A 23,032-nucleotide genomic window follows, 5' to 3' on the forward strand; every position below is an offset into this window, starting at 1 on the left:
CCGCAGCGGGTGGTGGGAGAGCTGGTTGTGGTGGTGCGGGTCAGCTGACGCTGATCAGGTCGACGACGAAGATGAGGGTTTCGCCGGGCTTGATCGCGTTGCCGGCGCCGCGGTCGCCGTACCCGAGGTGCGGCGGGATGACCAGCTTGCGGCGGCCGCCGACCTTCATGCCCTGGACGCCGGTGTCCCAGCCCTGGATGACCTGGCCGACGCCGAGCTGGAAGGCCAGCGGGGCGCCCCGGTTGTACGACGCGTCGAACTCCTCGCCGGTCGAGTGCGCGACACCCACGTAGTGCACGTTCACCCGCGACCCGGCCTTGGCCTCGTCACCGTCGCCGACGGTGATGTCGGTGATCTCCAGGTCCGCCGGCGGCGGGCCCTCCGGGAAGTCGATCTCTGGCTTGTCAGTCATGCCCACCAGCTAAGCAGATCCCCCTCCCACCCCGACCCAGGACCCGTCTAACCTCGCACTTCATGCGGAAGACACTGGCCCTGCTGGTTGCCGTTGTACTCGCAGGTTCCGTGTCAAGCCGCCGAACGGCTCCACCACGGTCGAGTTCCGCCACCTGCAGAAGTGGCTCCCGCCGCACCCCTGCTCCAACCCGTACTTCACCGGTCAGACCTGCATCACGCAGTTCGAGCAGTGGTGGGACGACAACCAGCACCCGTACTCGCTCCAGCTCTCCCGCACCATCGAGATCGCCCGCAGCCTGGGCATGGCGTTCACCAACCGCACCACAGTCCCCGTCACCTGGAACGCCGACGCCCGCTACTACTGGCACTACTGATCACGGCCAGCCTGCCTTTGGGGTGGGTACGGCGTGGGTCAGCAGGCGGCCTGTGGGCGTGGAGAGGAGCCGGTCGAGGTTGGCGTCGAAGGACTCCTGCATGTGCCAGTCGGCGGTGAGCATGTAGAGCGTGCCGTCGCCCAGCGTGCAGGCGAAGCCGGCGTGCTCCAGCGGCACGGTTTCGAGGATTTCGCCGCCTTCTGCGATGCGCAGGCAGGCCGACTCGCCCTGTTCGGTCCAGCCGGGGGTCCAAATGGCGCCTGACTCGTCCATGCACATGCCGTCGCCGGGGTGGGGTGCCCAGACGCGGCGGTTGGAGAGGCTGCCGTCGTCGGCGATGTCGTACGCCGTCAGCACGCCGCCGAACGACTCCGCGATGACCAGCGTCGAGTTGTCCGGCGTGATCACCATGCCGTTGGGGAACGCGAGCTCGTCCGCCACCCGCCGTACCGCGCCGTCCGGGGTGGCGAGCAGGATGAAGCCCGGCCGTTCACCAGAGGCCGGCTCGAAGTCGCAGCCGCCGTTGACGTAGATGTTGCCGCGCCCGTCGACGACGATCTCGTTGAGGCCGCCGTACGACGACAGGTCCGCATGCGTCACCAGGTCACCAGAGGCCTCCTGTCGCAGCAGCAGCCCCTCTGGTCCCGCCACCACCAGCAGACGCCCGTCCGGCAACCAGTCGATCGAGAACGGGATCGTGGTCGGCACCCGCACCATCACCTCCCGCTTCCCGTCCGCGTCGACGGTGAGCACCTCCTGAGCGCCCCAGTTGGAGCACCAGAACCGCCCGTCGTGCCAACGTGCCGACTCTCCGATCATGAGCCCGGTCAGCAGTACCTCAGTCATCAGAACTCCTTCCGTCTTATCCACTACACGAACGGCGAATGTGTAGATCGACAGTCCGGTGCCCTAGGCTGATGGCCCGTGAAGGTTTTGGTGGTCGGCTCCGGTGGCCGGGAGCACGCGTTGGTCTGGGCGTTGGCCCAGGACTCAGAGGTCGAGCAGGTCGTGGCGGCGCCGGGCAACCCCGGTATCGCGGTGTTGCGGCCGGCCTACGACGGGCAAACGATCGTTTGCCGGCCGGTGGACATCACCGACCACGATGCGGTCGTCGCGCTGGCCAGGGAGATGGCCGCCGACCTGGTCGTGGTCGGGCCGGAGGCGCCGTTGGTGGCCGGGCTGGCCGACCCGTTGCGCGAGGCTGGGATCGCGGTCTTCGGCCCGTCCAAGGACGCTGCCCAGATCGAGGGCTCGAAGGCGTTCGCCAAGGACGTGATGGCTGCCGCGAGTGTGCCGACCGGCCGGGCCTACGTGTGTACGACGCCCGAGGAAGCCGCCGAGGCGATCGACGCGTTCGGGCCGCCGTACGTGGTCAAGGACGACGGTCTCGCGGCTGGCAAGGGTGTCGTCGTCACCTCCGACCGGGACGAGGCGCTCGCGCACGCTGCCGGGTGTGAGCAGGTGCTGATCGAGGAGTTCCTGGACGGCCCGGAGGTGTCGCTGTTCGCGATCACCGACGGTACGACGGTGCTGCCGATGCAGCCGGCGCAGGACTTCAAGCGCCTTGCGGACAACGACGAAGGCCCGAACACCGGCGGCATGGGCGCCTACACACCGTTGCCCTGGGCACCGGAAGACCTGGTCGAGGAGATCACCGAGAAGGTGCTCCAGCCGACCGTCGACGAGCTGCGGCGCCGCGGCATGCCGTTCAGCGGCCTGCTGTACGCCGGTCTGGCGCTGACGTCGCGCGGTGTCCGGGTGATCGAGTTCAACGCCCGCTTCGGCGACCCGGAGACGCAGGCGCTGCTGCCGTTGCTGAAGACCCCGCTGGGCGGCCTGCTGTACGCCGCCGCGACCGGCAAGCTCGCCGATCACGAGCGGCTGGGCTGGAAGAACGCCGCCGCGGTGACGGTCGTGGTCGCCGCGAAGAAGTACCCGGCCAGCCCGCGCAAGGGCGACGTGATCGCCGGCATCGACCAGGCCGAGGTGGACGACGTCCGCGTCTTCCACGCCGGTACGGCGGTCGAGGACGACGAGCTCGTCACGTCGGGCGGCCGCGTGCTGGCCGTCAGCGCCACCGGCAAGGACCTCGACGAGGCCCGCCAGCGCGCCTATGCGGCCGTCGGCCAGATCCGCATCAAGGGCTCCCAGCACCGCACCGACATCGCCCTCAAAGCCTCCCGCGGCGAGGTCACCGTCTAGGAGGAACATGGCGTCGTTCGAGGAACTCGTCGCCGAGGGTGACGCGGTCCCGACCGAAGGCTGGGACTTCAGCTGGTTCGACGGACGGGCGACCGAAGAGCGTCCGTCTTGGGGCTACCAGCGCCTGATGGGCGAGCGGATGGCCGCGGCCGAGGCCGCCTTGGACATCCAGACCGGTGGCGGGGAAGTCCTGGCCGGGGTGCCACGCCGTGCGCCGCTCTGTGTCGCCACCGAGGCCTGGCCGCCCAACATCGCGAAGGCGACCGCGCTGCTGCATCCACTGGGCACGGTCGTCGTCGCCGATCCCGAAGAACCGCCGCTCCCGTTCGCTGACGGCGCGTTCGACCTGGTGGTCAGCAGGCACCCGGTCAGGTCCTACTTCGACGAGATCGCCCGGGTGCTCCGCCCAGGCGGCACGTACTTCGCTCAGCACATCGGACACCGCACCGTCGTCGAGCTCACCGAGTACTTCCTCGGCCCGCAGCCCGACACCGACGGTCCACGTCCGGAGCGCGAGCGGGTCCAGGCGGAAGCAGCGGGGCTGGAAATCGTCGACGTACGCTCGGAACGGCTCCGCATGGAGTTCTACGACATCGCCGCCGTCGTCCACTTCCTCCGCAAGGTCATCTGGATCGTCCCCGGCTTCACGTCCGCGGCCTACCTCCCCCGCCTCCGCGAGCTCCACGACCAGATCCAGTCCGACGGACCCTTCGTCACCCACAGCACCCGAACCCTCTTCGAGGCCCGCAAACCGATCTGACGGAACCGCGGCCGCCGTCCCGGTGTGTACTGAGGTATGGGGACGGCCGACAGCGACGCACTGCGGGAGTTCTACTCCGCGCAGCAGCCTCGGTTGGTCGGCGTGATCTCGTTGCTGACCGGGTCGCGCGCCGAGGCCGAGGACATCGTCCAGGAGGCGTTCGTCCGGCTGGTGCCACGCTGGGCCAAGGTCTCTCGGTACGACGCACCAGAGGCCTGGGTGCGCCTGGTCGCCGTACGGCTGGCTGCCAATCGGCACCGGGACCGCAACCGGCTCAGCGGGCTGTTCCACCGGCTACCGCGCGAGCACGCCGAGCCTGATCCGGCGGAGCGGTACGGCGGCGACCTGGAGCAGACGCTGGCCGGCCTGCCGATGCCGACGAGACAGGTCGTTGTCCTCTACTACGTGTGTGATCTGAGCGTCGCGCAGGTGGCTGACACCCTCGGGATCGCCGAGGGCACCGTGAAGTCGCGGCTGGCCCGGGGCCGGGAGGCGCTGAGCGCGACGTTGAGGAGTGAGGACCATGCCTGATCTGAAGCAGGAGCTCCAGGTGCTCGCCGACCGCCGGTCCGCCGAGTCGAGTGCGGACTTCGACCGAGTGCTCGCCACGGCTGCCGCCAGGCGGCGTCGGCGGGGGTGGTCCGCGGTGGCGGCCGCGGTTGTCGGGGCGGTGGTCGTCGCCGGGGTGGTGCCGTGGGATCGGACCGAGAAGGTGGCCGAGAATCCTCCGAGTCATCCGGGTGGGGTCACCATCACGCCGGCCACTGCACGCCCCGGGCAGCGGCTTGCACTGACCTTTCCCGCAGAGCCGTCGCGTGGTCTCGGATTCGACCTGGCGCCGGCGGCCGAGCCTACGCGCGTTCTCTACTACCTGGGGTCGGATCGCATCGGTGGCACGCCCTCGTGGGTGCCTGCCGCCGGACGTGACGGGATCGGCGGGCCGGAACCTGGCATCGGCGGACCCGGCCCTGATCATGTCGTCGTGCCGGATACCACCCCGGACGGCACGTATCTGCTCTGTACGGCGAATGGACTCGAGCGGGTCTGTGGACTGCTGACCGTGAGGCGTTGAGGTTCTGGGAGAATGGGCGTCGTGTCGAGCTCGAGCAAGCCCCGGATTCCCAACGTTCTCGCGTCGCGTTACGCCAGTCTGTCGATGGCTCAGCTGTGGTCGCCGGAGCACAAGATCGTGCTCGAGCGGCGACTCTGGGTGGCGGTGCTGAAGGCTCAGAAGGAGCTCGGCGTCGCGGTGCCGGACGGGGTGGTCGAGGACTACGAGCGGGTGGTCGACCAGGTCGACCTCGAGTCGATCGCGGCCCGCGAGCGGGTCACCCGGCACGACGTGAAGGCGCGGATCGAGGAGTTCAGCGCGCTCGCCGGGCACGAGCACATCCACAAGGGCATGACCAGCCGCGACCTGACCGAGAACGTCGAGCAGCTGCAGATCCGGGCCGGCCTCGAGCTCGTCCGCGATCGCGCCGTCGCCACCGCCGTACGGCTGGGCCAGAAGGCGGCCGACCACGCGGCGCTCGTGCTGACCGGGCGCTCGCACAACGTCGCGGCGCAGGCGACCACGCTGGGCAAGCGGTTCGCGTCGGCTGCGGACGAGCTGCTGGTCGCGATCGCCCGGATCGAGGAGCTGATCGAGCGGTACCCGTTGCGTGGCATCAAGGGCCCTGTCGGTACGTCGCAGGACATGCTGGACCTGTTCGGCGGCGACCCGGCCAAGCTGGCGGAGCTGGAGAGCGGGATCGCCGAGCACCTCGGGTTCAGCCGGACGCTGACTAGCGTCGGCCAGGTGTACCCGCGGTCGCTCGACTACGACGTCGTCTCGGCGCTGGTCCAGCTCGCGGCGGGGCCGTCGAGCCTGGCGACCACGATCCGGCTGATGGCCGGGCACGAGCTCGTCACCGAGGGGTTCAAGGAGGGCCAGGTCGGGTCCTCGGCGATGCCGCACAAAATGAACACCCGGTCGTGCGAGCGGGTGAACGGCCTCGCGGTGATCCTCCGCGGGTACGCCTCGATGGCCGGCGAGCTGGCCGGCAACCAGTGGAACGAGGGCGACGTCTTCTGCTCCGTCGTACGAAGGGTCGCGCTGCCGGACGCGTTCTTCGCGCTGGACGGGCTGTTCGAGACCTTCCTCACCGTGCTGGACGAGTTCGGGGTCTACCCGGCCGTGGTCAGCCGGGAGCTGGAGCGGTACCTGCCGTTCCTGACCACGACCAAGGTGCTGATGGCCGCGGTCAAGAACGGCGTCGGCCGGGAGACCGCGCACGAGGTGATCAAGGAGCACGCGGTCGCCACCGCCCTCGACCTGCGCAAGGGCCTGGCGGCGAACGACCTGTTCCACCGGCTCGGGTCGGACGGCCGGCTCGGCCTCACCGAGGAGCAGATCGTCGGCATCGTCGGCGAGCCGCTGTCCTTCACCGGCGCGGCCGTCGACCAGGTGAACACTGTGGTCGCGAGGATCGACGAGCTCGCCAAGCGCCACCCCGAGGCCGCCGCCTACACCCCGGGTGACATCCTCTAGTCCGTGTTCGAACCGCTGACCTGGGCGCTGGTCGCCCTCTCGCTGGTCGCGATGGTGTTCGCCATCGTGCTGGCTGCGCGCGACAAGCGGATCAACTGGACGCTGCTGGCGATTCTCGGCGTCATCGAGGTCGGGCTGGTGGCGCAGCTCGTGATCGGCATCGTCCAGTTGGCCGGCACCGACCGGGACGTCTCCGGTGTCTTCTTCGTCGGCTACCTGATCGGCGGGCTGATCGTGCTGCCGCTGGGCGCGCTGTGGGCGTTGGCGGAGAGCAGTCGCTGGGGCGCGGGCGCGTTGGCGTTCGCCTGCCTGGTGATCCCGGTGGTCGAACAGCGCCTGCACGTGATCTGGACCACCTGACATGACCGACGCAGCGGCGACCAGGCACGGCCCGGGCCGGATCCTGATCCTGGTGTACGGCGTTTTCGCGCTGTCGGCGACCGCCCGGGCCGGCGTGCAGATCGCCACCCAGTTCGACGAGGCCCCGATCGCGTACGTCCTGTCGGCCGTTGCCGCGGTCATCTACTGTGCCGCGACCTTCGCGTTGGCCAAGGCGACCAAGGTGTCCCGCCGGGTCGCGCTGGTCGCGATCCTGATCGAGCTCGTCGGCGTGATCGCGGTCGGCGCGTTCAGCTACGCCGTACCGGAGGACTTCCCGGACGCGACGGTGTGGTCGCACTTCGGCCAGGGGTACGGCTTCGTCCCGCTGGTCCTTCCCGTGCTCGGACTGCTGTGGCTACGCCGTACTCGGGAGCAGCTTCCAGCGAAGAGCGCGTAGCAGCGTTTGCGGGCGGGCCAGTGCGCTCGGGTGGTCGAGCATCGTCGTCACCCGGTTGAACTGGACGTTGACGTGCGGGTCGCCGGCCGCGGCCTGGAAGACCAGGCCCGAGATCGCCTTCACCAGGCGATAACCGCGTGGGTACGGCCCGTGGACGTGCGGTAGCGCGAGATCGGCGAACGTCGACACCTGCCAGGCCGCGTCGACCACGACCCGTACGTCGTCGAAGTACGCGCGAGCGGGTTCGTCGAGCGACGGATCGGATCGCAGGTACGCCGAAAGGCATGAGGCATGGAGGGCCGCCGACGTCATCCCTTGCCCGTAGACCGGGTTGAACGACGCCACCGCGTCCCCGGCGACGATCAGGCCGGCCGGGATGCGCTCCAACTGGTCGTAGTCGCGGCGCCGGCTGTCGGCCTGGTGGTAGGTCACCACTTCGCCGATCAGCTCGCCGTGGTCGGCGATCTGCCCGAACGCGGGCGGGAAGTCGTCCCGGCAGCGCTTCCGGAAGTCCTCGAGGTCGCGGGTCGGCCGGTCGTCGGCGTACCCGGCCACGAGCACCAGCCAGCGGTCGCCCTCGACCGCCAGGACGCCACCCTGCCGCGGCGGCTGGCCGCTGCCGGGCTGGTTCTGGGCGATCGAGATCCCGATGTCGGAGATGTCCGGGTCCTGCTTGAACAGCGCGCTCGCGTAGTTGAGCTTGATCGGCATCCGCCGCATCGGCGGCTGCGGCCAGCCGGCGGCCTTCAGCCAGTCGCTCAGCCGGCTCGACCGTCCGGTCGCGTCGACGATCAGGTCGGCAGATTCGGTGACGAGTTCTGCTCCCTCGCCGGTCGGCTGATACCGGACCGCGCCGGCCCGGTCGCCGGTGAACTCGATGCCGTCGGCCCGTCCGTGCACGAGCTTGATGTTGCCGATCGCAAGCGTCCGGCGCCGTACCAGGGACTCCAGGAACGGCCGGGTGCTCACCAGGGAGATGCCGAGCGAGCCGCCCGGGGGCAGCGGGCGGAGGTCGCCGTTCACGTAGTTCCGGATCGCCTCCGGGGCCGGATTCGTCGCGCCGGCCGCGAGCGCCTCGGCGGTGAAGTCCGGGAACCAGCGGTCGAGTTGGGTGTTGCCCGCCGGCAGCAGCGCGTGCACCTGACTTCCCTGCGGTACGCCGGGCCGCGGTGAGGTGGACGCCTCGGTCGGGTCCCGCTCGATCACCAGCACCTCGTCGGCGTGGTCGCTGAGCACCCGCGCGGCCATCAGGCCGGCCATGCTCGCGCCGAGCACGATCGCGCGCTTCATCAGCACTCTGGCGTCCGACGGCCGCTCGGCGGTGGCGATCCGGGCGAAACGTTGAGCAGCGGACACGGCCATGACCGACCCCCAGAGCAGTGATGACGGAGCCTCAACTCTATTTCGGAGCACGGCGGTCCGCGGATGGGCGCATGTCGCCGACTCCCAGGAAACTGCCAGGCCGGCGCAGGGGCCGGCTCAGGTTCGCCGGACAGCATCAGTGGCATGCAGATTTCAGGTCATCCTCGGGTCGAGATCGTCGTACCCGTCAAGAACGAGGAAAACGACCTCGGTCCGAACATCAGGCGGCTGCGTGAGTTCCTGGACACCGCCTTCCCGTTTCCGGCCGAGGTCTGCATCGCGGACAACGGAAGCACCGACGCGACCTATGAGATCGGCGCCCTGCTGGCCCTGGAGCTGGACGGGGTCCGGATCGTCCGGCTCGAGCAGTCCGGCCGCGGCCGCGCGCTGAAGAAGGTCTGGTCCGAGAGCACCGCCGACGTGCTCGCCTACATGGACGTCGACCTGTCCACCAACCTGAACGCGTTGCTGCCGTTGGTGGCGCCGCTGTTCGCCGGCCACAGTGACGTTGCCATCGGCACCCGGTTGTCGAACGGATCCCGGGTGGTCCGGCGGCCGAAACGGGAGTTCATCTCCCGGTCGTACAACTTGTTGCTGCGGGCAACCTTGAGCGCGCACTTCTCCGATGCCCAGTGCGGGTTCAAGGCGATCCGCGCCGACGTGGCGCAGCAGTTGCTGCCGCTGACCGAGGACACCAGTTGGTTCTTCGACACCGAGCTTCTGGTGCTGGCCGAGAAGGCCGGGCTGCGGATCCACGAGGTGCCGGTGGACTGGGTGGACGACCTCGACTCACGGGTCGCGATCGCCAGGACGGTCGGCGAGGATCTGCGGGGGATCTCGCGGCTGATGCGGACTCTCGGCCGCGGCCAGGTCGACCTCGAGCCGGTCCGCCAGGCGTTCGGCCGGCCCCGGATCCTGGATCCCCGGACCGCGCTGGCCGCGCGAGTGCTGCGGTTCTGCGCGATCGGGGTGCTGAGCACGGCGGCGTACGCACTGCTCTATCTCGTGCTGCGGCAGGGCATGCCGGCCCAGGTGGCGAATGTGCTCGCGCTGCTGATCACAGCCGTCGGCAACACCGCGCTCAACCGCCGGGTCACTTTCGGCGTGCGCGGCGTGGAGAACCGCTGGCGGCATCAGCTCCGCGGACTCGTCACCTTCGGCATCGGGTGGACGCTGACGGCGTCCTCGCTGTGGCTGCTGCACACCGCGGTGGCCGGACCGCACCAGGCGGTGGAGATCACAGTTCTCACCCTCGCGAACCTGGCCGCGACCGTGGTCCGGTTCAGCCTCTTCCAGACGTGGGTCTTCGACGACGACGCACCCACCTTGCCAACCTTCGAACCGCCGGCGGTTCTCGACCAGACCCGGAGCAACTGACATGGCCACGATCACCAATCCCGTCGAGGCGACATCGCGCCGGGCCGGACCACGTGCGGTCAGCACGACGTACTCCATCGGCCGGGACAGGATCCTGTACGGCGGCCTGCTCGTCCTGACCGCGATCGCCTACCTCTGGGGGCTGTCCAAGAACGGCTACGCCAACGAGTACTACGCGGCCGCGGTGCAGGCCGGCTCGACGAGTTGGAAGGCCTGGTTCTTCGGGTCGCTCGACGCATCCAGCTTCATCACCGTCGACAAGACACCGGCGTCGCTGTGGGTGATGGGCTTGTCCGGGCGGATCTTCGGCTTCGGCATCTGGAGCATGTTGATCCCACAGGCGCTGATGGGCGTCGCGAGCGTCGGCTTCGTCTATGTGTCGGTACGGCGTTGGTTCTCGGCCAACGCGGCCCTGCTGGCCGGCGCAATCCTTGCGCTGACGCCGGTCGCCGTACTGATGTTCCGGTTCAACAACCCGGACGCGCTGCTGATCCTGCTGCTCTGCGCCGGTGCGTGGGCGGTGACCCGGGCGATCGACTCGGAGAAGCACGCTGCCCGGTGGATGATGCTGGCGGGCGCATTCGTGGGCTTCGGGTTCCTGACGAAGATGCTGCAGGCGTTCCTGATTCTGCCGGCGTTCGGCCTGGCGTACCTGATCGCCGGGAAGCCGGCGCTCGGGAAGCGGATCGTGCACAGTGTGCTGGCGTTGGTCTCGCTGATCGTGAGCGCCGGTTGGTGGATCGCGATCGTCGAGTTGATGCCGGCGTCGGCTCGGCCGTACATCGGTGGGTCGCAGAACAACAGCATTCTCGAGCTGACGTTGGGGTACAACGGGCTCGGGCGGTTGAACGGGAACGAGACCGGGTCGGTCGGCGGCGGCACCGGCGGCGCGGGGTGGGGTGGCGCGACCGGGCTGCAGCGGCTGTTCGGTGGTGAGTTCGCTTCGCAGATCGCGTGGTTGCTGCCGGCGGCGCTGCTTGCGACGATCGTGCTGATCGTTGCTTCGGGCAAGGCTGCGCGGACGGACAAGACGCGGGCGTTCGCCGTACTGTGGGGTGGTTGGCTGGTTGTGACCGGGCTGACGTTCAGCTACATGCAGGGGATCATCCACAGCTACTACATGATCGCGCTGGCGCCGGCGATCGGGGCGCTGGTCGGGGCCGCGATGTCGGTGCTGTGGCGGCGGCGGTCGGAATGGTTGCCGCGAGCAACTCTTGCGGGTGGGGCGTTGCTGACCGGTGGGTGGGGGTTCGCCCTCCTGAACGAGACGCCTTCGTGGCATCCGTGGTTGCGATGGCTCGTGCTGCTGACCGGCGTACTCGGGGCGGGTCTGGTGATGATCCTGCCGGAGCTGGGACTTCACCGTACGGCGGCTCGGCGGGCCGGGCTTTTCGCGGCGACGCTGCTCGCGGTGAGCGCGCTGGCCGGACCGACGGCGTACTCGGTCAACACGATCAACACGGCCCACGCCGGCGCACTACCGTCGGCCGGCCCGTCTAGTGGCGGCATGGGCAGCGGCCCTGGCGGCGGCATGGGCAGGATGGGCACACCCCCTGGTCAGAACGGCAACGGCTTCGGCGGCCCCGGGAACGGGACGACCGGCAACGGGGCGACCGGGGTGCCGGGGACGACCGGGGTGCCGGGAACGACGGGGAACGGGAATGGCGGTACTGGTCGTGGGACCGGTGGGGTCGGTGGGTTCCTCGGCGGGGGCGGGATCAGTGGAGTGTCAAGCGAGCTGATCACGCTGCTGCAGAACGGCGCCAACGGGTACACCTGGGCAGCCGCAGCAGTCACCGCGAACGGCGCCGCGCCCCTGCAGATCGCCTCCGGCGAACCCATCATGGCGATCGGCGGCTTCAACGGCACCGACCCGGCGCCATCCCTGGCGGAGTTCAAGGAACTGGTTGCCCAAGGCAAGATCCACTACTTCATCGGCGGAGGCGGCGGCTTCGGCGGCGGCCGCAACGGCACCTCCAACGAGATCGCCACCTGGGTAGCCGAAACCTTCCAGTCCCAAACCGTAGGCAACACCACCATCTACGACCTCACCACCACCAGCTGAACCGGAGCAGTCACCATGACCCAAGACCCCAACCCCCCAACCCCCAACAACCCCACCCACCGCTTCACCCACCACCCAACACCCCCCACACCCAGCACCCACCAGCCTGTCTCCGCACCAAGCACCCATCCGGCTGTCTCCGCACCAAGCACCCGCCCGGGTACGCCGGGCCCGAGCATGGAGCCCGGTACGTCGGCTACTCCCGGGCCGCACCTGGTCGGGCCGGGACGGCCGGGCGGGTCAGTTGGGGCGCCGGCGTCGGGCACTGCGAACACGCCCGGCCCGCAGTCGGTTGGCCCGGGCGTGCCTGGCGCGTCTGCCGGAGCGCAGACGCCGGGTCCCGGCGTACGGCCTGGCGCGCAGGGTGCTGCGGGCCCGCACCTGGCTGGACCGGCGCTCCCCGGCGCATCAGCCGCCGGAGCGCAGACCCCGGCCACCGAGGCGCAGTACCAAGCCGTCCGCACCGCCAACACATCCGGCGCCGACGACACGGCCGCCCTCCCCAGCACGTCGGCTGCCGAAGCAGCCGGCGCGCCAAACACACCAGCCTCGGGGGCCGCCGCGGGCGGTGCGGGGGCGTACGGCGGGGTGTATGGGGCTCCGGGGGTTGGGGAGCAGGGGGATGGGATGGGCGGGAATCGGCCTAGCAATCTGGTGTTGGCTGGGGCGGGGGGTTTGTTGGCTGTGTTGGCGTTTCTTGGGGGTGCTGCGGTTGGGCATGCGTGGGATGGGTTCGATAGTCAGCAGAATCAGTTTGGTGGGCCTGGTGGAGGTGGGCGACAGTTCCCTGGGCAGCAAGGGCAGCAAGGGCAGGCGCCTGGGCAGGGGACCTTCCCGGGACAAGGGCAGCAGGGGCAAGGACAGGGAACCGTGCCCGGGCAGGGGACTCAGCCTGGGAACGGTACTGGTGACGGCTCGGGGCAGGCGCAGACGAGCTGAGCTGGAACGAGCAGCCTGGTCGGGCGCGTGAGGGCGGACACCCTGGCCTGCCAGGTGAACCGCCCCCGGCCGGGCCTCGCAGGGTGCCGGTGGGGGTGGTGGTCCGGCCCAACTGGGAGGGGCTTTCGGTTGGGTCGGGTGGCGTGACTGTGGGTTGCGACACGCGGGGACGGTTGGGGGTGGGGGGTGGTGGGGTAAGGATCGGGAGGTGGAATGGTCGAACGTCACCTGGTTCCTGACCGCCCTGGGTGCGGTCGTCGTACTGCTGACGCGCGTCCGCCTCGGCGGAACCGTTGTCGATGGCACCGGTCATGGCGCCGGCCGGCACGGCTACCCCGCCGTCCTGCTGCGCCTGCACACGGTTGTCGGCGTGTTCACGCTGCTCGGCTGGGTCGTTGCCTTGGTCACCGGTCGGCAGGCGATCGCGCTGGTGATCCTGGCCGGGTGGTGGTTGCTGACCCTGCTTGGACTGTTGCTCCTGGCCCGTTGGCTGCCCAGCGGCGGCCGGCACTCCGAGGACACGAAGGGCGACGCGTGGGGTTCCGGCGCCGGCCTGTCCGTGCTCGGCCACGTCGGCATGCTGCTCGGCGTCTGCTACTTCACCTTCATCACGGTCACCGACCGGCTCTGAGCCCGTCCAGCAGTGCAATGACCGAGCGCCGTACGCCGGTCTCGAAATCCTCCTGCAACATCATGGCCCCGGCGCCGGCCACGCGGTCGTACAGCAGGCCGTCCAGCATCGCCGCGGCGGGCCAGGCCGCCGCAGCAGGATTCGGTACGCCGAGCCCGTCCAGCAACTGCGCCAGCATCGCCCGCAACTGCTGTCCCCCTGCGACGATCGCGTCCCGCAACTCCGGCTGACGACTGGCCTCGAGCGACAACTCGTACCGCGCGACCAGGTCGTCCGGACGGTCCCGCGCCAGGCCGACGACCATCTCGATCAGCAGGTCGATCGGCGACGTCCCCGCGCCGAAGCTCGGTGACGCGGCCAGATCGCGGGCGAGCATCCGGTTCACGCAGGCGGTCAGCAGTGCGTTCCGGGTCCGGAGATAGTACGACGTCGAGCCCGGCGGTAGCCCGGCTTCCGTGTCGACCGCGCGGTGGGTGAGCCCGCGCAGGCCGCGGGTCGCGACCAGATGGATCGCGGCGTCGGCGATCGCGTCCCGCCGATCCGCGCCGAGCGGCACCTGCTTCGTCACGGCGGTCAGTCTCCCATCTCCGAGGTAAGCACTTCTCAACCAGCCTCTACAGATGTAGAGTCTAGGTCATGAGTACGGCGATCGTGGTGGGAGCGGGGATCGGCGGGGTCACGGCGGCCGTCGCGCTGGAGCGGTGCGGATGGCAGGTCACGGTGCTGGAGCGGGCACCGGAGTTGGGGGAGGTGGGCGCCGGGATCTCGGTCTGGCCGGCGGCGGTCGCCGTACTGGAGGAGCTCGGGGTGAAGGGCGTCGAGAAGGCCGCGGTGGAGTCCAACCCGGCCGGGATGCGCAAACCCGGCGGTCAGTGGGTGGTGGAGGCGGCCGATCTCGGGGTCGAGCTGCCGGTGATGATCCACCGCGCGCAGCTGCACGAGCTGATCACGGACCAGTTCGGGCCCGGGATCACGGTCCGGACCGGCTACACCGTCATGAAACTTACGCAGGACGAGAGCGGCGTGACGATCAACGACGAGCTGCAGGCCGACCTGGTGGTCGCGGCCGACGGAATCCGCAGCGTGATCCGGCAGGCGCTGTACCCGGAGTTCAAGGGACCGCAGTACTCCGGCTACACGGCGTACCGGGGGATTGCCGACGTGCGGATCGACGACGGTGGTGGCGAGACTTGGGGCCGTGGGCAACGGTTCGGGTTCGCGCGGCTGATCGACGGGCGGATCTACTGGTACGCGACGGCCAACCAGCCGGCCGGCCAGGGTGGCGACCACGCGACGGCGACCAGGGACTTCGGCAGCTGGCACGACCCGATCCCGGCGATCCTCGCGGGGACGCCGCCGGAAGCCCTTCTGCAGAACGACATCTACGACCTGGCGACGCCACTCGTCCCGTTCGTGCGCGGTCGCGTCGTACTGCTGGGTGACGCCGCCCACGCGATGACGCCGAACCTCGGCCGCGGCGCCTGCTCGGCGATCGAGGACGCCGGCGCGCTGGCGAAGCACCTGGCCGAGCCTGGTGACCTGGGTACGGCGCTGGCGGCGTACGACCGGGATCGCCGGCCCGCGACCACGAAGCTGGTCAAGCGGTCCCGCGGCGTCGGACGGCTGGGTCAGGTGGAGAACCGGGTGGTGTGCGCGATCCGGGACGGACTGCTCGCACTCAGTGGCAAGGTGGTGGCCCTGCGGGCGCGGAGGCGGCGGATGGAAGAATCGGGGGCGTGACCACAGCCCCTGAGATCCCCGGCGCCAAGCACATCCACTCCGGCAAGGTCCGGGACCTGTACGAGCTGGACTCCGGCGAGTTGCTGATGGTCGCCAGCGACCGGCAGAGCGCGTTCGACTGGGTGCTGGAGACGCCGATCCCGGACAAGGGCAAAGTGCTCACCGCGATGAGCCTGTGGTGGTTCGAGGTGCTCGGGGTGCCGAACCACATCCTGTCCACCGACGTGCCGGCCGAGGTCGCGGGGCGTGCGGTGGTCTGCGAGAAGCTCGCGATGATCCCGGTCGAGTGCGTGGCGCGCGGGTACCTGAGCGGCTCCGGTCTGCTCGACTACAACGCCACCGGCAGCGTGTGCGGGATCCCGCTGAAGCCGGGTCTGGTCGAGGGGTCGCGGCTGGACGAGCCGATCTTCACCCCCGCGACGAAGGCCGAGCTGGGCGAGCACGACGAGAACGTGTCGTACGACGATGTGGTCGCGACCGTCGGCGCGGAGACGGCGGCCGCGTTGCGGCACACCACGCTGGACATCTACACGCGGGCGCACGCGATGGCGGCGGAGCGCGGGATCATCGTGGCGGACACGAAGTTCGAGTTCGGGACCCGGGCGGACGGGACGATCGTGCTGGCCGACGAGGTGCTGACGCCGGACTCGAGCCGGTTCTGGCCGGCCGACCAGTGGGAGCCGGGGCGGCAGCAGCCGTCGCTGGACAAGCAGATCATCCGCGACTGGCTCCAGTTCGACTCCGGCTGGGACCGCACGTCGGGTGACGCCCCGCCGCCCCTGTCCGACGAGGTGGTCGAGCGCACCCGCGCTGCCTACATCAACGCCTACGAGCAGCTCACCGGGCGCACGTTTGGTGGGTGAGGCGGACCGCCAGGCCATCACAACGAAGCCTTGAGGTCCGGCGCTCGCGGAGAGCGCCGTCTGGCGTTCAATTGTGATGGCCTGGCGGTCCGCGACTCACACCAGGCTGACGCCGAGGGCCAGGAGGACGAAGCGGGCGGCTCGGCCGAGCAGGACCGACAGGCTGAAGGTGAGCACGCCCATGCGGGAGGCGCCGCCGATGAGCGCGACGCCGTACAGGGGTGGGATGCCGACCGATGCGCTCAGCAGCGTGACGGGGATGCCCAAGCGGCGGTCGCTCATGGCGTCGAGGAGGCGTTTGCTGACGTCACGGTTCCACTGGACGAAGCGGCCCCAGCGGGTGTCCAGGTTGACGGCCTTCGGCTCCTTGGTCTTCCGGGCGGCGTACCCCGGGCGGTAGCGGACGGCGAGGAACATGGCGACCTTGCCGATCGTCTGCCCGACCGAGACCCCGGTTGCTGCGACCACCGGGTCCAGTGCCCCGGACACGCCGACGCCGAGGACATATGCCTCGGCGTTCATTACCGGAATGACGGCGGACCCGATACCGAAGCCCACCGCCAATGCCAGTTGCCAGACCCACATGACCCCGAGGCTATGTGCCGTCAGCAAGGGTGCCACGCATCCCACCTCCACTCCCGGGGTGAACCAGGGCCCCACCCGATGCACCCCCTGCCCCCCTTGACGTCGTCCCCCATGCCGCCAGCACGGGCCTGCGGCCCGTGAAAGCAGAGGAGGTGGGCACGCTGGATGGCCGAGCTCAGGTGGTGGGGGTGGCGGGGTGGGGGCCGCGGAGGATGGTTAGGAGGCGGTAGGTGGAGACGATCTTCACGACCAGGGCGGCGAGGGCGACGCCGTACGGGAGCCAGTGGGCGCCGGTCTGGTGGGCGATGATCAGCGAGATCACCACGGCCGCGGTGTTGACCGCCTTGGCCGGTTTGGACCAGTTCCACAGCCAGATCGGCCGGTCGACCTTGTAGAAGTAGTTCGGGCTGAGCGTGCCCGGCCAGAGCAGGAAGGCCAGCGACAGCATCGTGTCCAGTACGCCGAACTGGACCAGAAAGATCGCCAGCGGCCCAATCGTCGCCGGGAATGTGGCCATGAACGCGGCCGCCAACAGGAACGAGCAGGCCCGGTCGCAGACGATGTCGAACACCGCGCCGGCCACCGACTCCTCGTCGCGGTAGCGCGCGACCGCCCCGTCGGCCATGTCGCCGACCCAGTACGCGGCGTACCCGACCACCAGCCAGCTCAGCGCGCCGGTGCGGAACGCGATGGCGGCGATCACCATCGCGACGACGGTGCGGACCAGGGTGATGCGGTTCGGAACGCCCAGCAGCAGCGCCGGCGCCGAAGATCCCGCCAGAAGCACACTCATCAGGCTGCCCTCAGATTCTCGGGATCGAGTGCGTCCCGGACTTGGTTGCGAAGCAGGTGGCCGGCCGCGACACCGCCGAGCAGGCCGATCAGCCAGCCGCCGATGGTCAGCCCAGCGGCGGCGACCACCGTGCCGAGATGGAACGGGCTGGTGAACCCGCCGATCAGCCGCCCGAGGCCGAGCAGTGTGCCCAGGAGCATGCCGCTGGCGAGCGCCGGTGCGGCAACCGCAGTCAGCTGCCTACGGATCACCCGGCGAAGGAACTGCGTGTCGACGCCCAGTGCGGTAAGGCACGCGAGCTGGCGACGCTGGTCCACCAGTTGGTCGGCCACACCGACGACCAGTGCGGCCATGCCGGTCAGCACGATGAGCAGTACGCCGACCGCGCCGAGCACGTACCCGGTCACGTAGAAGTCGGCCCGCCCGATGATCTGCTCGCCCTCGGTCAGTACGCCGATGGTCCCGTGCACCAGCGTGCCGACCAGAAAGCCGCAGCAGGCGAGCACAGTCGCCATCCGGCTCGACGACCGGGCGTCGGTGACCAGGCGGACACCGGTCAGCAGGTTGGCCGGGTCGCCGGACCGCTGCAGCCGGCGGCCGATGGCCCGGATCCACAGCGGGGAGAGGCTGAGGAAGAACAGCGCCAACCCGATCATCAGCACAGTCGACGCGATGTACCCGGCCCAGCGGACCGTCGCCAGCCCGAGGACGATCATCACGGGCCCGGCGATGATGCCGGTGCGCACCTGCTCCGGTTGCTCGACGCTCGGCTCCAGCTGGTCGCGGTGCAGCAGGCTGCCGATCAATGCGCCGGCCGCAGTCGTCATCACCACCACCGGAATCCACACGATCAGGTCCAGCAGCTCTGCGCCCGGGAGGATCCGCGCCATGCGCGGCAGTGCGCCCAGCAACAGGCTGAGCGCCAGGTACACCGGCCCCGCGAGCAGTCCGCCGGCCAACCCCGCCATGGCCGCGTCTGTCACGGACAGCTGTCGCACCTGCTTCCGGGAGGCGCCCGCCAGTCGCAGCGCTGCGAGTCGCCGTTCGCGGGCCGCCGTACCGAGTCGCAAGGCCTGCACGGCCAGACCACCGGTGAGTACGGCGAGGATGACCAGGATCGCGATCAGTCCCGAGCGGAGACCGGCCTCGGCGATGTAGTTGCTGTAGACGGTCTCCGGCAGCATGTCGCTGCCCAGCCGCACGATTCGCAGTGCGCCGAGCAGGAGCGCACCACTGAGCCCCAGCGCTGCTGTGGCCAGTTGGATGCGGCTGCGATCGGCGGGCGTGCGCGACCGAGCGAGCTGGACCAGCGTCTCGAGCGTCATCAGAGCGCGACCTCGTGCTGGATCACGCCGTCGCGCAGCCGGATCTCCCGGTCCGCCGACGCTGCGACGAGGTTGTCATGCGTCACCATCACCAGAGCCGCCCCGCGGTTCCGCGACGCCCGCAGCAACACCTCGAGCAGCTCCTGACCGGCCCGGCTGTCCAGGCTGCCCGTCGGCTCATCCGCGAGTACGACGGAAGGTCCGGTGACGAGGGCACGGGCGACGGCTGCTCGCTGGGTCTGGCCGCCGGACAGCTCAGCAGGCACCGCGTCGGCCTCGTCGGCGATACCGACCTGCTTGAGCCAGTCCAGCGCGGTCTCGTGCGCCTCAGCTCGCTCATGTCCGTCCAGCAGCAGCGGCAGCGCGACGTTGTCGACCAGTGCGAGATCAGGCACGAGCTGCCCGAACTGCAGCACGACGCCGACCTTGGTACGGCGAAGCCGTGCGCGCTCCTCCTCCGGCAGTTCGGCCAGGTCCTGCCCGGACACCCGCACTGTGCCGGTGTCCGGAGCCAGGATGCCCGCGGCGCAGTGCAGCAGCGTGGACTTCCCGCAGCCGCTGGCGCCGGTGATCGCGACGACCTCACCGGGCTTGACCTGGAGCGTGACACCCCTGAGGGCCGGGTTGCGGCGGTACGAGTACTCGACGCTGGTCAGCTCCAGTGCGCTCATGAACGCTGATCCTTCTGCTCGGAGATGTGTTCCAGGGCGCTGTCCAGCCAGCGCAGGTCGGCGTCGAGGTGGGCCACGATGTACTCGCGGACCAGCGGCGACGTCGGGTCGTCCTCGGCCGGTGTCTCCCGCAGTTCGCGGATCCGGCGCAGGTGGCTCGCCCGCTGCCGAGCCAGGAACGCGGCCGCGTCGCCACCGGTCCGGATCGCCGCGACGAGCTTGCGCAGCACCTCGTCAGCGCTGCCCCAGGCCGGCGGCACCGGGTCGCTGAGCCACTCCTCAAGGTGGTCGCGGCCCTTGCTCGTCAGTGCGTAGACCGTCCGGTCCGGACCGCCGCCGGAGGTCTTGTCCACCACCTCGACGAGCCCGTCCCGCTCCAGCCGCCCGAGCGTTGTGTAGACCTGCCCGAACGCCAGCGGGCGACCGTCCGGGAACCAGGAGTCATGGCCCCGCTTCACGTCGTACCCGTGGGCAGGGCCGCGGGACAGCAGTCCCAGCACCAGCTCCGCAGTGGCCATGGAACGACTATACACCGCGTGTATGTACTGAGTGAATAGTCCGGAATTCCGGCCGATGCTGGGGAACTGGGCATCGGTCGGTAGGATTCAGGCGTCACCCCGGAACGAGACCTGGAGTAAGTCAGTGGCTCGCGTTGTCGTCGACGTCATGCTCAAGCCCGAGATCCTCGACCCGCAGGGCAAGGCGGTGCACGGCGCGTTCGGCCGGCTCGGCTTCGACGGCGTGGCCGACGTCCGCCAGGGCAAGCGGTTCGAGATCACCCTGGACGGCGAGGCGACCGAGGAGCGGGTCGCCGAGATCCGCAAGGCCGCCGACACGCTGCTGGCCAACCCGGTGATCGAGGACTACACCCTGCACGTCGAGGTCGACGCCTGATGAAGATCGGGGTCGTCACCTTCCCGGGCTCGCTGGACGACGTCGACGCAAGGCGCGCGGCCGCGGTGGCCGGCGCCGAGCCGGTCGCGCTCTGGCACGCCGACGCCGACCTGCACGGGGTGGACGCGGTCGTCCTGCCGGGCGGGTTCTCGTACGGCGACTACCTCCGGGCCGGCGCGATCTCCCGGTTCGCCCCGGTGATGGAGACCATCGTCAAGAAGGCGGGCGAAGGCCTGCCGGTGCTCGGGATCTGCAACGGCTTCCAGGTGCTGTGCGAGTCGCACCTGCTGCCCGGCGCCCTGATCAAGAACCACCACCGCAAGTTCCTCTGCAAGGACCAGTCGCTGCGGATCGAGAACAACCGCACCGCGTGGACGTCGGACTACGACGCCAACCACGAGATCACCATCGTGCTCAAGAACCAGGACGGCTCGTTCGTCGCGGACGAGGCTACCCTGGACCGGCTGGAGGGCGAGGGCCGGGTCGTCGCCCGCTACCTGGGCGAGAACCCGAACGGCTCGTACCGCGACATCGCCGGGATAACCAACGAGCGCGGCAACGTGGTCGGCCTGATGCCGCACCCCGAGCACTGCGTCGAGACCCTGACGGGCCCGACCACCGACGGCCTGGGCTTCTTCACCTCGGTGCTGAAGGCCGTCGTCGCCGGCTGATGAGCTCGACTGGGTTGCGGCGAGTCCTGGTCCGCACCCTCTTCCTGACCCTGGCGGCGCTGTTCGTCACCACCGGTACGGCGGGCGCGCAGCCGAGCAGCCTGTTGGCCAAGGTGGTGGTGATCGGCGTCCCTGGCCTGACCTGGAACGACGTGAAGGCGTCGCCCGAGCTGACTGCGCTGGTGAACGAGTCGCACGTCGGCTCGATCACCGTGAAATCGGCCGGTCCGCGCACCTGTCCGGTCGACGGCTGGCTGACCATCAGCGCCGGCACCCGGGCGTGGGGCAGTGTCCCCGACCAGGCCTGTGGCGACCTCCCTGCTGTCAGCAACGGCCAGGTCGAGGGATGGCAGACGTACGTCGACCGCCAGGCCGAGCACCACACCGGCGCCCCCATCGGCCGACTGGGCCAGACGGGCTACCCGATCTGCGGCTTCGGTCCGGGCGCTGCGGTCGCGCTGGCTCGCACCGACGGCTCGGTGACCAACTGGCAGCCCGAGTTCGATGCGGCCAGGCTGGCGAGCAACGAGTGCGGCGACGCCATCGTCGCCGCCGGCCCGATGCCTCCGCGCGAAGGACGGGACGAGGCCCGGAAGAGAGTCGCAGACCTGGTCGCCCAGGCGCGCTCGGCCGGCGGCTGGGTCTTGCTGGTCGGCGTCAGCCAGACGATGGCCAACGAGCACCAGCAACCGCTCGTCGCCATGCAGGTGCCGCCGGACGACGGCCCACGTTGGCTCACCAGCGACAGCACCCGCCGTCCCGGCCTGATCCAGCTGACCGACGTGACCGCGACCATCCTCAAGGAACGCGACGTCGCCGAGGTCGACCCGGCCGGGTCCGAGGCGGCCGGGCCGCTGGACGGCAGCGAGATCCACTTCACGGGCGATCGCCACAGCGATGCTGCGACCGTGATCGAGGAGCGGCTCGACACCAATGAGCGGTTCGAGCAGCCGCGGCCGATGCTGTTCGCGGTGTCGCTGACGATCCTGGCCGCGGAGCTGATCGCGCTGGCCTGGTTCGTGATCACGCGCAGTCCGCTGTCTCGCCGTACCTTCGTCTTCACGCTGCTGACGCAGGGTGGGTTCTTCATCGCGGTCTTCCTGTCGACGGCGACCATGTGGTGGCGCTGGCCGGCTCCTGCGTTGTCCTTGTACTGCGTGGTGATCGGCATCAGCGCCTTGCTGGCTGCTGTGGCTCAGATCGCCTTCAAACGCTATGCATTCCTCGGGATCGCTGGGGCGGCGTACGGGATCTTGCTGGTGGACGGAGTCCTCGGGACGCCGCTGCAGTTCGGCAGCATGTTCACCGACGGGCCGGTGATGGGCGGACGGTTCTACGGCTTCGGCAACTCCACGTTCGCCACGCTGGCGGTCGCTGCGCTGGTCATGGCGGGCTGGGCGGCGCAGAGGCTTCTCGACCAGAGCAGGAAGCAGGCTGCGCTCGCAGTACTCGCCATCGGGGGCGCTGCCATCGTCGTGGACGGTCGGCCGGGCTGGGGGACGGACTTCGGCGGCATCCTGGCGCTGACACCCGCCGTACTGCTTATGGCGTGGCTGACGTGGCGGGGGAGCATCTCCTGGCGCGCACTGCTCGGTGTGGGCGCGGCCGGCGTGCTGGCGGTGTCTGCGGTCGCGTTCCTCGACTATCTGCGGCCGGCGGACCAGCGGAGTCACTTCGGCACGTTCGTGGCCCGGCTGCTCGACGGCGACGTCAGCGACATCCTGATCCGCAAGCTGGACATGGCTGCGCAGTACTTCGCCGGCCCGGCCGGCTGGGCGATGCTCGTCGGCGTGGTGCTGGCGATGCTGGCCACCGTGCTGCCGGACCGGGTGCCGTCGGAGAAGTACAGAACCTTCTACACAAGTCTGCCGATGATCCGGCCGACTCTGCTCGCGATGTCGACCTGCGGCCTGATCGGCATGGTGCTGAACGACTCCGGCGTCACACTGCCCGCGATCATGACCGGCTTCGCCCTTCCACTGCTGGTGGCCCACCTCGTGGCCTCCGAGCAGCCCGCTACCGTTTCACCTGAGTCCCACCTAGTGCAGGAGTCCTAAC

24 protein-coding genes are annotated in these 23,032 nt (G+C 69.7%); 15 read left to right on the top strand and 9 right to left on the bottom strand.

The window, feature by feature from the left end; genetic code table 11:
* Positions 1-40 precede the first annotated feature (40 nt).
* Together ACIBGM_RS10575 and ACIBGM_RS10580 are read right to left on the bottom strand one after the other, a co-directional pair.
* On the bottom strand, positions 41-412 hold the full coding sequence (locus tag ACIBGM_RS10575; RefSeq protein ID WP_360514927.1) for an FKBP-type peptidyl-prolyl cis-trans isomerase: 372 nt from the start codon (positions 410-412) through the stop codon (positions 41-43).
* A gap of 376 nt (positions 413-788) precedes the next feature.
* Positions 789-1,634 carry an SMP-30/gluconolactonase/LRE family protein gene (locus tag ACIBGM_RS10580; protein ID WP_396385181.1) on the bottom strand — a complete coding sequence of 282 codons (846 nt, stop codon included), beginning with the start codon at positions 1,632-1,634 and terminating at the stop codon, positions 789-791.
* Positions 1,635-1,712: 78 nt separating this feature from the next.
* Between ACIBGM_RS10580 and purD the strand changes: the two genes are divergently transcribed.
* From purD to ACIBGM_RS10615, 7 genes are read left to right on the top strand one after another with little or no spacing between them, the layout of a single operon-like run.
* Positions 1,713-2,990 carry a phosphoribosylamine--glycine ligase gene (gene purD, locus ACIBGM_RS10585; protein ID WP_360514932.1) on the top strand — a complete coding sequence of 426 codons (1,278 nt, stop codon included), beginning with the start codon at positions 1,713-1,715 and terminating at the stop codon, positions 2,988-2,990.
* Between the two features lie 7 nt (positions 2,991-2,997).
* A complete protein-coding gene (locus ACIBGM_RS10590; protein ID WP_396385183.1) occupies positions 2,998-3,750 on the top strand; it encodes a class I SAM-dependent methyltransferase in 753 nt (250 codons plus the stop codon).
* Between the two features lie 36 nt (positions 3,751-3,786).
* On the top strand, positions 3,787-4,281 hold the full coding sequence (locus ACIBGM_RS10595) for a SigE family RNA polymerase sigma factor (protein ID WP_396385184.1): 495 nt from the start codon (positions 3,787-3,789) through the stop codon (positions 4,279-4,281).
* Positions 4,274-4,822 carry a hypothetical protein gene (locus tag ACIBGM_RS10600; protein WP_396385185.1) on the top strand — a complete coding sequence of 183 codons (549 nt, stop codon included), beginning with the start codon at positions 4,274-4,276 and terminating at the stop codon, positions 4,820-4,822. The genes ACIBGM_RS10595 and ACIBGM_RS10600 overlap by 8 nt, the downstream gene beginning before the upstream one ends.
* Before the next feature lie 12 nt (positions 4,823-4,834).
* A complete protein-coding gene (gene purB / locus ACIBGM_RS10605; protein ID WP_396385186.1) occupies positions 4,835-6,280 on the top strand; it encodes an adenylosuccinate lyase in 1,446 nt (481 codons plus the stop codon).
* A gap of 3 nt (positions 6,281-6,283) precedes the next feature.
* Positions 6,284-6,640 (top strand): hypothetical protein, encoded by a 357-nt coding sequence (locus ACIBGM_RS10610; protein ID WP_396385187.1) that lies wholly within the window; start codon positions 6,284-6,286, stop codon positions 6,638-6,640.
* 1 nt (position 6,641) lies between these two features.
* Positions 6,642-7,058 carry a hypothetical protein gene (locus ACIBGM_RS10615; protein WP_360514950.1) on the top strand — a complete coding sequence of 139 codons (417 nt, stop codon included), beginning with the start codon at positions 6,642-6,644 and terminating at the stop codon, positions 7,056-7,058.
* On the opposite strand, the gene ACIBGM_RS10620 is transcribed toward ACIBGM_RS10615, so the two are convergent.
* Positions 7,017-8,420 (bottom strand): FAD-dependent oxidoreductase, encoded by a 1,404-nt coding sequence (locus ACIBGM_RS10620; protein ID WP_396385188.1) that lies wholly within the window; start codon positions 8,418-8,420, stop codon positions 7,017-7,019. The genes ACIBGM_RS10615 and ACIBGM_RS10620 overlap by 42 nt on opposite strands.
* 144 nt (positions 8,421-8,564) lie before the next feature.
* Between ACIBGM_RS10620 and ACIBGM_RS10625 the strand changes: the two genes are divergently transcribed.
* The 3 genes from ACIBGM_RS10625 (at position 8,565) to ACIBGM_RS10635 (ending at position 13,432) form a co-directional block, all read left to right on the top strand.
* On the top strand, positions 8,565-9,797 hold the full coding sequence (locus ACIBGM_RS10625) for a glycosyltransferase (protein ID WP_396385190.1): 1,233 nt from the start codon (positions 8,565-8,567) through the stop codon (positions 9,795-9,797).
* A 1-nt stretch (position 9,798) separates the two neighbouring features.
* Positions 9,799-11,862: a glycosyltransferase family 39 protein gene (locus ACIBGM_RS10630; protein ID WP_396385191.1), complete on the top strand. Its 2,064-nt coding sequence runs from the start codon at positions 9,799-9,801 to the stop codon at positions 11,860-11,862.
* Positions 11,863-13,009: 1,147 nt separating this feature from the next.
* Complete coding sequence (locus ACIBGM_RS10635; protein ID WP_360514962.1) at positions 13,010-13,432, top strand: hypothetical protein; 423 nt, start codon at positions 13,010-13,012, stop codon at positions 13,430-13,432.
* On the opposite strand, the gene ACIBGM_RS10640 is transcribed toward ACIBGM_RS10635, so the two are convergent.
* Positions 13,416-14,000 carry a TetR/AcrR family transcriptional regulator gene (locus ACIBGM_RS10640; RefSeq protein ID WP_396385192.1) on the bottom strand — a complete coding sequence of 195 codons (585 nt, stop codon included), beginning with the start codon at positions 13,998-14,000 and terminating at the stop codon, positions 13,416-13,418. The two genes, ACIBGM_RS10635 and ACIBGM_RS10640, sit on opposite strands and share 17 nt — an antisense overlap.
* Positions 14,001-14,068: 68 nt before the next feature.
* On the opposite strand from ACIBGM_RS10640, the gene ACIBGM_RS10645 reads away from it, so the two are divergent.
* Positions 14,069-15,172, top strand: a complete 1,104-nt coding sequence (locus ACIBGM_RS10645) for an FAD-dependent monooxygenase (protein ID WP_360514968.1) — start codon at positions 14,069-14,071, stop codon at positions 15,170-15,172.
* The gene (locus ACIBGM_RS10650) at positions 15,169-16,035 is read left to right on the top strand and encodes a phosphoribosylaminoimidazolesuccinocarboxamide synthase (protein WP_360514971.1); all 867 of its coding nucleotides are present in this window, start codon (positions 15,169-15,171) and stop codon (positions 16,033-16,035) included. The genes ACIBGM_RS10645 and ACIBGM_RS10650 overlap by 4 nt, the downstream gene beginning before the upstream one ends.
* A gap of 96 nt (positions 16,036-16,131) precedes the next feature.
* Here the strand turns inward: ACIBGM_RS10650 and ACIBGM_RS10655 are convergent, their stop codons facing one another.
* The 5 genes from ACIBGM_RS10655 to ACIBGM_RS10675 all read right to left on the bottom strand — a co-directional run bounded on the left by ACIBGM_RS10655 (position 16,132) and on the right by ACIBGM_RS10675 (position 19,927).
* Positions 16,132-16,620: a hypothetical protein gene (locus ACIBGM_RS10655; RefSeq protein ID WP_396385194.1), complete on the bottom strand. Its 489-nt coding sequence runs from the start codon at positions 16,618-16,620 to the stop codon at positions 16,132-16,134.
* Between the two features lie 175 nt (positions 16,621-16,795).
* The gene (locus tag ACIBGM_RS10660) at positions 16,796-17,413 is read right to left on the bottom strand and encodes a CDP-alcohol phosphatidyltransferase family protein (RefSeq protein WP_396385195.1); all 618 of its coding nucleotides are present in this window, start codon (positions 17,411-17,413) and stop codon (positions 16,796-16,798) included.
* A complete protein-coding gene (locus ACIBGM_RS10665; RefSeq protein ID WP_396385196.1) occupies positions 17,413-18,738 on the bottom strand; it encodes a hypothetical protein in 1,326 nt (441 codons plus the stop codon). The genes ACIBGM_RS10660 and ACIBGM_RS10665 overlap by 1 nt, the downstream gene beginning before the upstream one ends.
* On the bottom strand, positions 18,738-19,409 hold the full coding sequence (locus ACIBGM_RS10670; RefSeq protein WP_360514982.1) for an ABC transporter ATP-binding protein: 672 nt from the start codon (positions 19,407-19,409) through the stop codon (positions 18,738-18,740). The genes ACIBGM_RS10665 and ACIBGM_RS10670 overlap by 1 nt, the downstream gene beginning before the upstream one ends.
* Complete coding sequence (locus ACIBGM_RS10675) at positions 19,406-19,927, bottom strand: PadR family transcriptional regulator (RefSeq protein WP_360514985.1); 522 nt, start codon at positions 19,925-19,927, stop codon at positions 19,406-19,408. Before ACIBGM_RS10675 ends, ACIBGM_RS10670 begins: the two co-directional genes overlap by 4 nt.
* A 124-nt stretch (positions 19,928-20,051) precedes the next feature.
* Here ACIBGM_RS10675 and purS point away from each other — a divergent pair, with 124 nt between their 5' ends.
* Genes purS through ACIBGM_RS10690 form a run of 3 tightly spaced genes read left to right on the top strand, consistent with a single transcriptional unit; the run spans position 20,052 to position 23,031 of the window.
* A complete protein-coding gene (purS, locus tag ACIBGM_RS10680) occupies positions 20,052-20,303 on the top strand; it encodes a phosphoribosylformylglycinamidine synthase subunit PurS (protein ID WP_360514988.1) in 252 nt (83 codons plus the stop codon).
* On the top strand, positions 20,303-20,974 hold the full coding sequence (gene purQ, locus ACIBGM_RS10685) for a phosphoribosylformylglycinamidine synthase subunit PurQ (RefSeq protein ID WP_360514991.1): 672 nt from the start codon (positions 20,303-20,305) through the stop codon (positions 20,972-20,974). Before purS ends, purQ begins: the two co-directional genes overlap by 1 nt.
* Complete coding sequence (locus tag ACIBGM_RS10690) at positions 20,974-23,031, top strand: hypothetical protein (RefSeq protein ID WP_360514994.1); 2,058 nt, start codon at positions 20,974-20,976, stop codon at positions 23,029-23,031. Before purQ ends, ACIBGM_RS10690 begins: the two co-directional genes overlap by 1 nt.
* The last annotated feature ends 1 nt before the right edge of the window (position 23,032 follow it).

Origin of the sequence: Kribbella sp. NPDC050470 (assembly GCF_044458365.1) — a bacterium.
Classification (GTDB): Bacteria; Actinomycetota; Actinomycetes; order Propionibacteriales; family Kribbellaceae; genus Kribbella.

What these genes read in the sequence shown, in the direction of transcription:
- ACIBGM_RS10575 (WP_360514927.1), bottom strand. Translation starts at nt 412, where the DNA reads ATGACTGACAAGCCAGAGATCGACTTCCCGGAGGGCCCGCCGCCGGCG.
- ACIBGM_RS10580 (WP_396385181.1), bottom strand. Translation starts at nt 1,634, where the DNA reads ATGACTGAGGTACTGCTGACCGGGCTCATGATCGGAGAGTCGGCACGT.
- ACIBGM_RS10590 (WP_396385183.1), top strand. Translation starts at nt 2,998, where the DNA reads ATGGCGTCGTTCGAGGAACTCGTCGCCGAGGGTGACGCGGTCCCGACC.
- ACIBGM_RS10595 (WP_396385184.1), top strand. Translation starts at nt 3,787, where the DNA reads ATGGGGACGGCCGACAGCGACGCACTGCGGGAGTTCTACTCCGCGCAG.
- ACIBGM_RS10600 (WP_396385185.1), top strand. Translation starts at nt 4,274, where the DNA reads ATGCCTGATCTGAAGCAGGAGCTCCAGGTGCTCGCCGACCGCCGGTCC.
- purB (WP_396385186.1), top strand. Translation starts at nt 4,835, where the DNA reads ATGGGCGTCGTGTCGAGCTCGAGCAAGCCCCGGATTCCCAACGTTCTC.
- ACIBGM_RS10615 (WP_360514950.1), top strand. Translation starts at nt 6,642, where the DNA reads ATGACCGACGCAGCGGCGACCAGGCACGGCCCGGGCCGGATCCTGATC.
- ACIBGM_RS10620 (WP_396385188.1), bottom strand. Translation starts at nt 8,420, where the DNA reads ATGGCCGTGTCCGCTGCTCAACGTTTCGCCCGGATCGCCACCGCCGAG.
- ACIBGM_RS10625 (WP_396385190.1), top strand. Translation starts at nt 8,565, where the DNA reads ATGCAGATTTCAGGTCATCCTCGGGTCGAGATCGTCGTACCCGTCAAG.
- ACIBGM_RS10630 (WP_396385191.1), top strand. Translation starts at nt 9,799, where the DNA reads ATGGCCACGATCACCAATCCCGTCGAGGCGACATCGCGCCGGGCCGGA.
- ACIBGM_RS10645 (WP_360514968.1), top strand. Translation starts at nt 14,069, where the DNA reads ATGAGTACGGCGATCGTGGTGGGAGCGGGGATCGGCGGGGTCACGGCG.
- ACIBGM_RS10655 (WP_396385194.1), bottom strand. Translation starts at nt 16,620, where the DNA reads ATGTGGGTCTGGCAACTGGCATTGGCGGTGGGCTTCGGTATCGGGTCC.
- ACIBGM_RS10660 (WP_396385195.1), bottom strand. Translation starts at nt 17,413, where the DNA reads ATGAGTGTGCTTCTGGCGGGATCTTCGGCGCCGGCGCTGCTGCTGGGC.
- ACIBGM_RS10665 (WP_396385196.1), bottom strand. Translation starts at nt 18,738, where the DNA reads ATGACGCTCGAGACGCTGGTCCAGCTCGCTCGGTCGCGCACGCCCGCC.
- ACIBGM_RS10670 (WP_360514982.1), bottom strand. Translation starts at nt 19,409, where the DNA reads ATGAGCGCACTGGAGCTGACCAGCGTCGAGTACTCGTACCGCCGCAAC.
- ACIBGM_RS10675 (WP_360514985.1), bottom strand. Translation starts at nt 19,927, where the DNA reads ATGGCCACTGCGGAGCTGGTGCTGGGACTGCTGTCCCGCGGCCCTGCC.
- purQ (WP_360514991.1), top strand. Translation starts at nt 20,303, where the DNA reads ATGAAGATCGGGGTCGTCACCTTCCCGGGCTCGCTGGACGACGTCGAC.
- ACIBGM_RS10690 (WP_360514994.1), top strand. Translation starts at nt 20,974, where the DNA reads ATGAGCTCGACTGGGTTGCGGCGAGTCCTGGTCCGCACCCTCTTCCTG.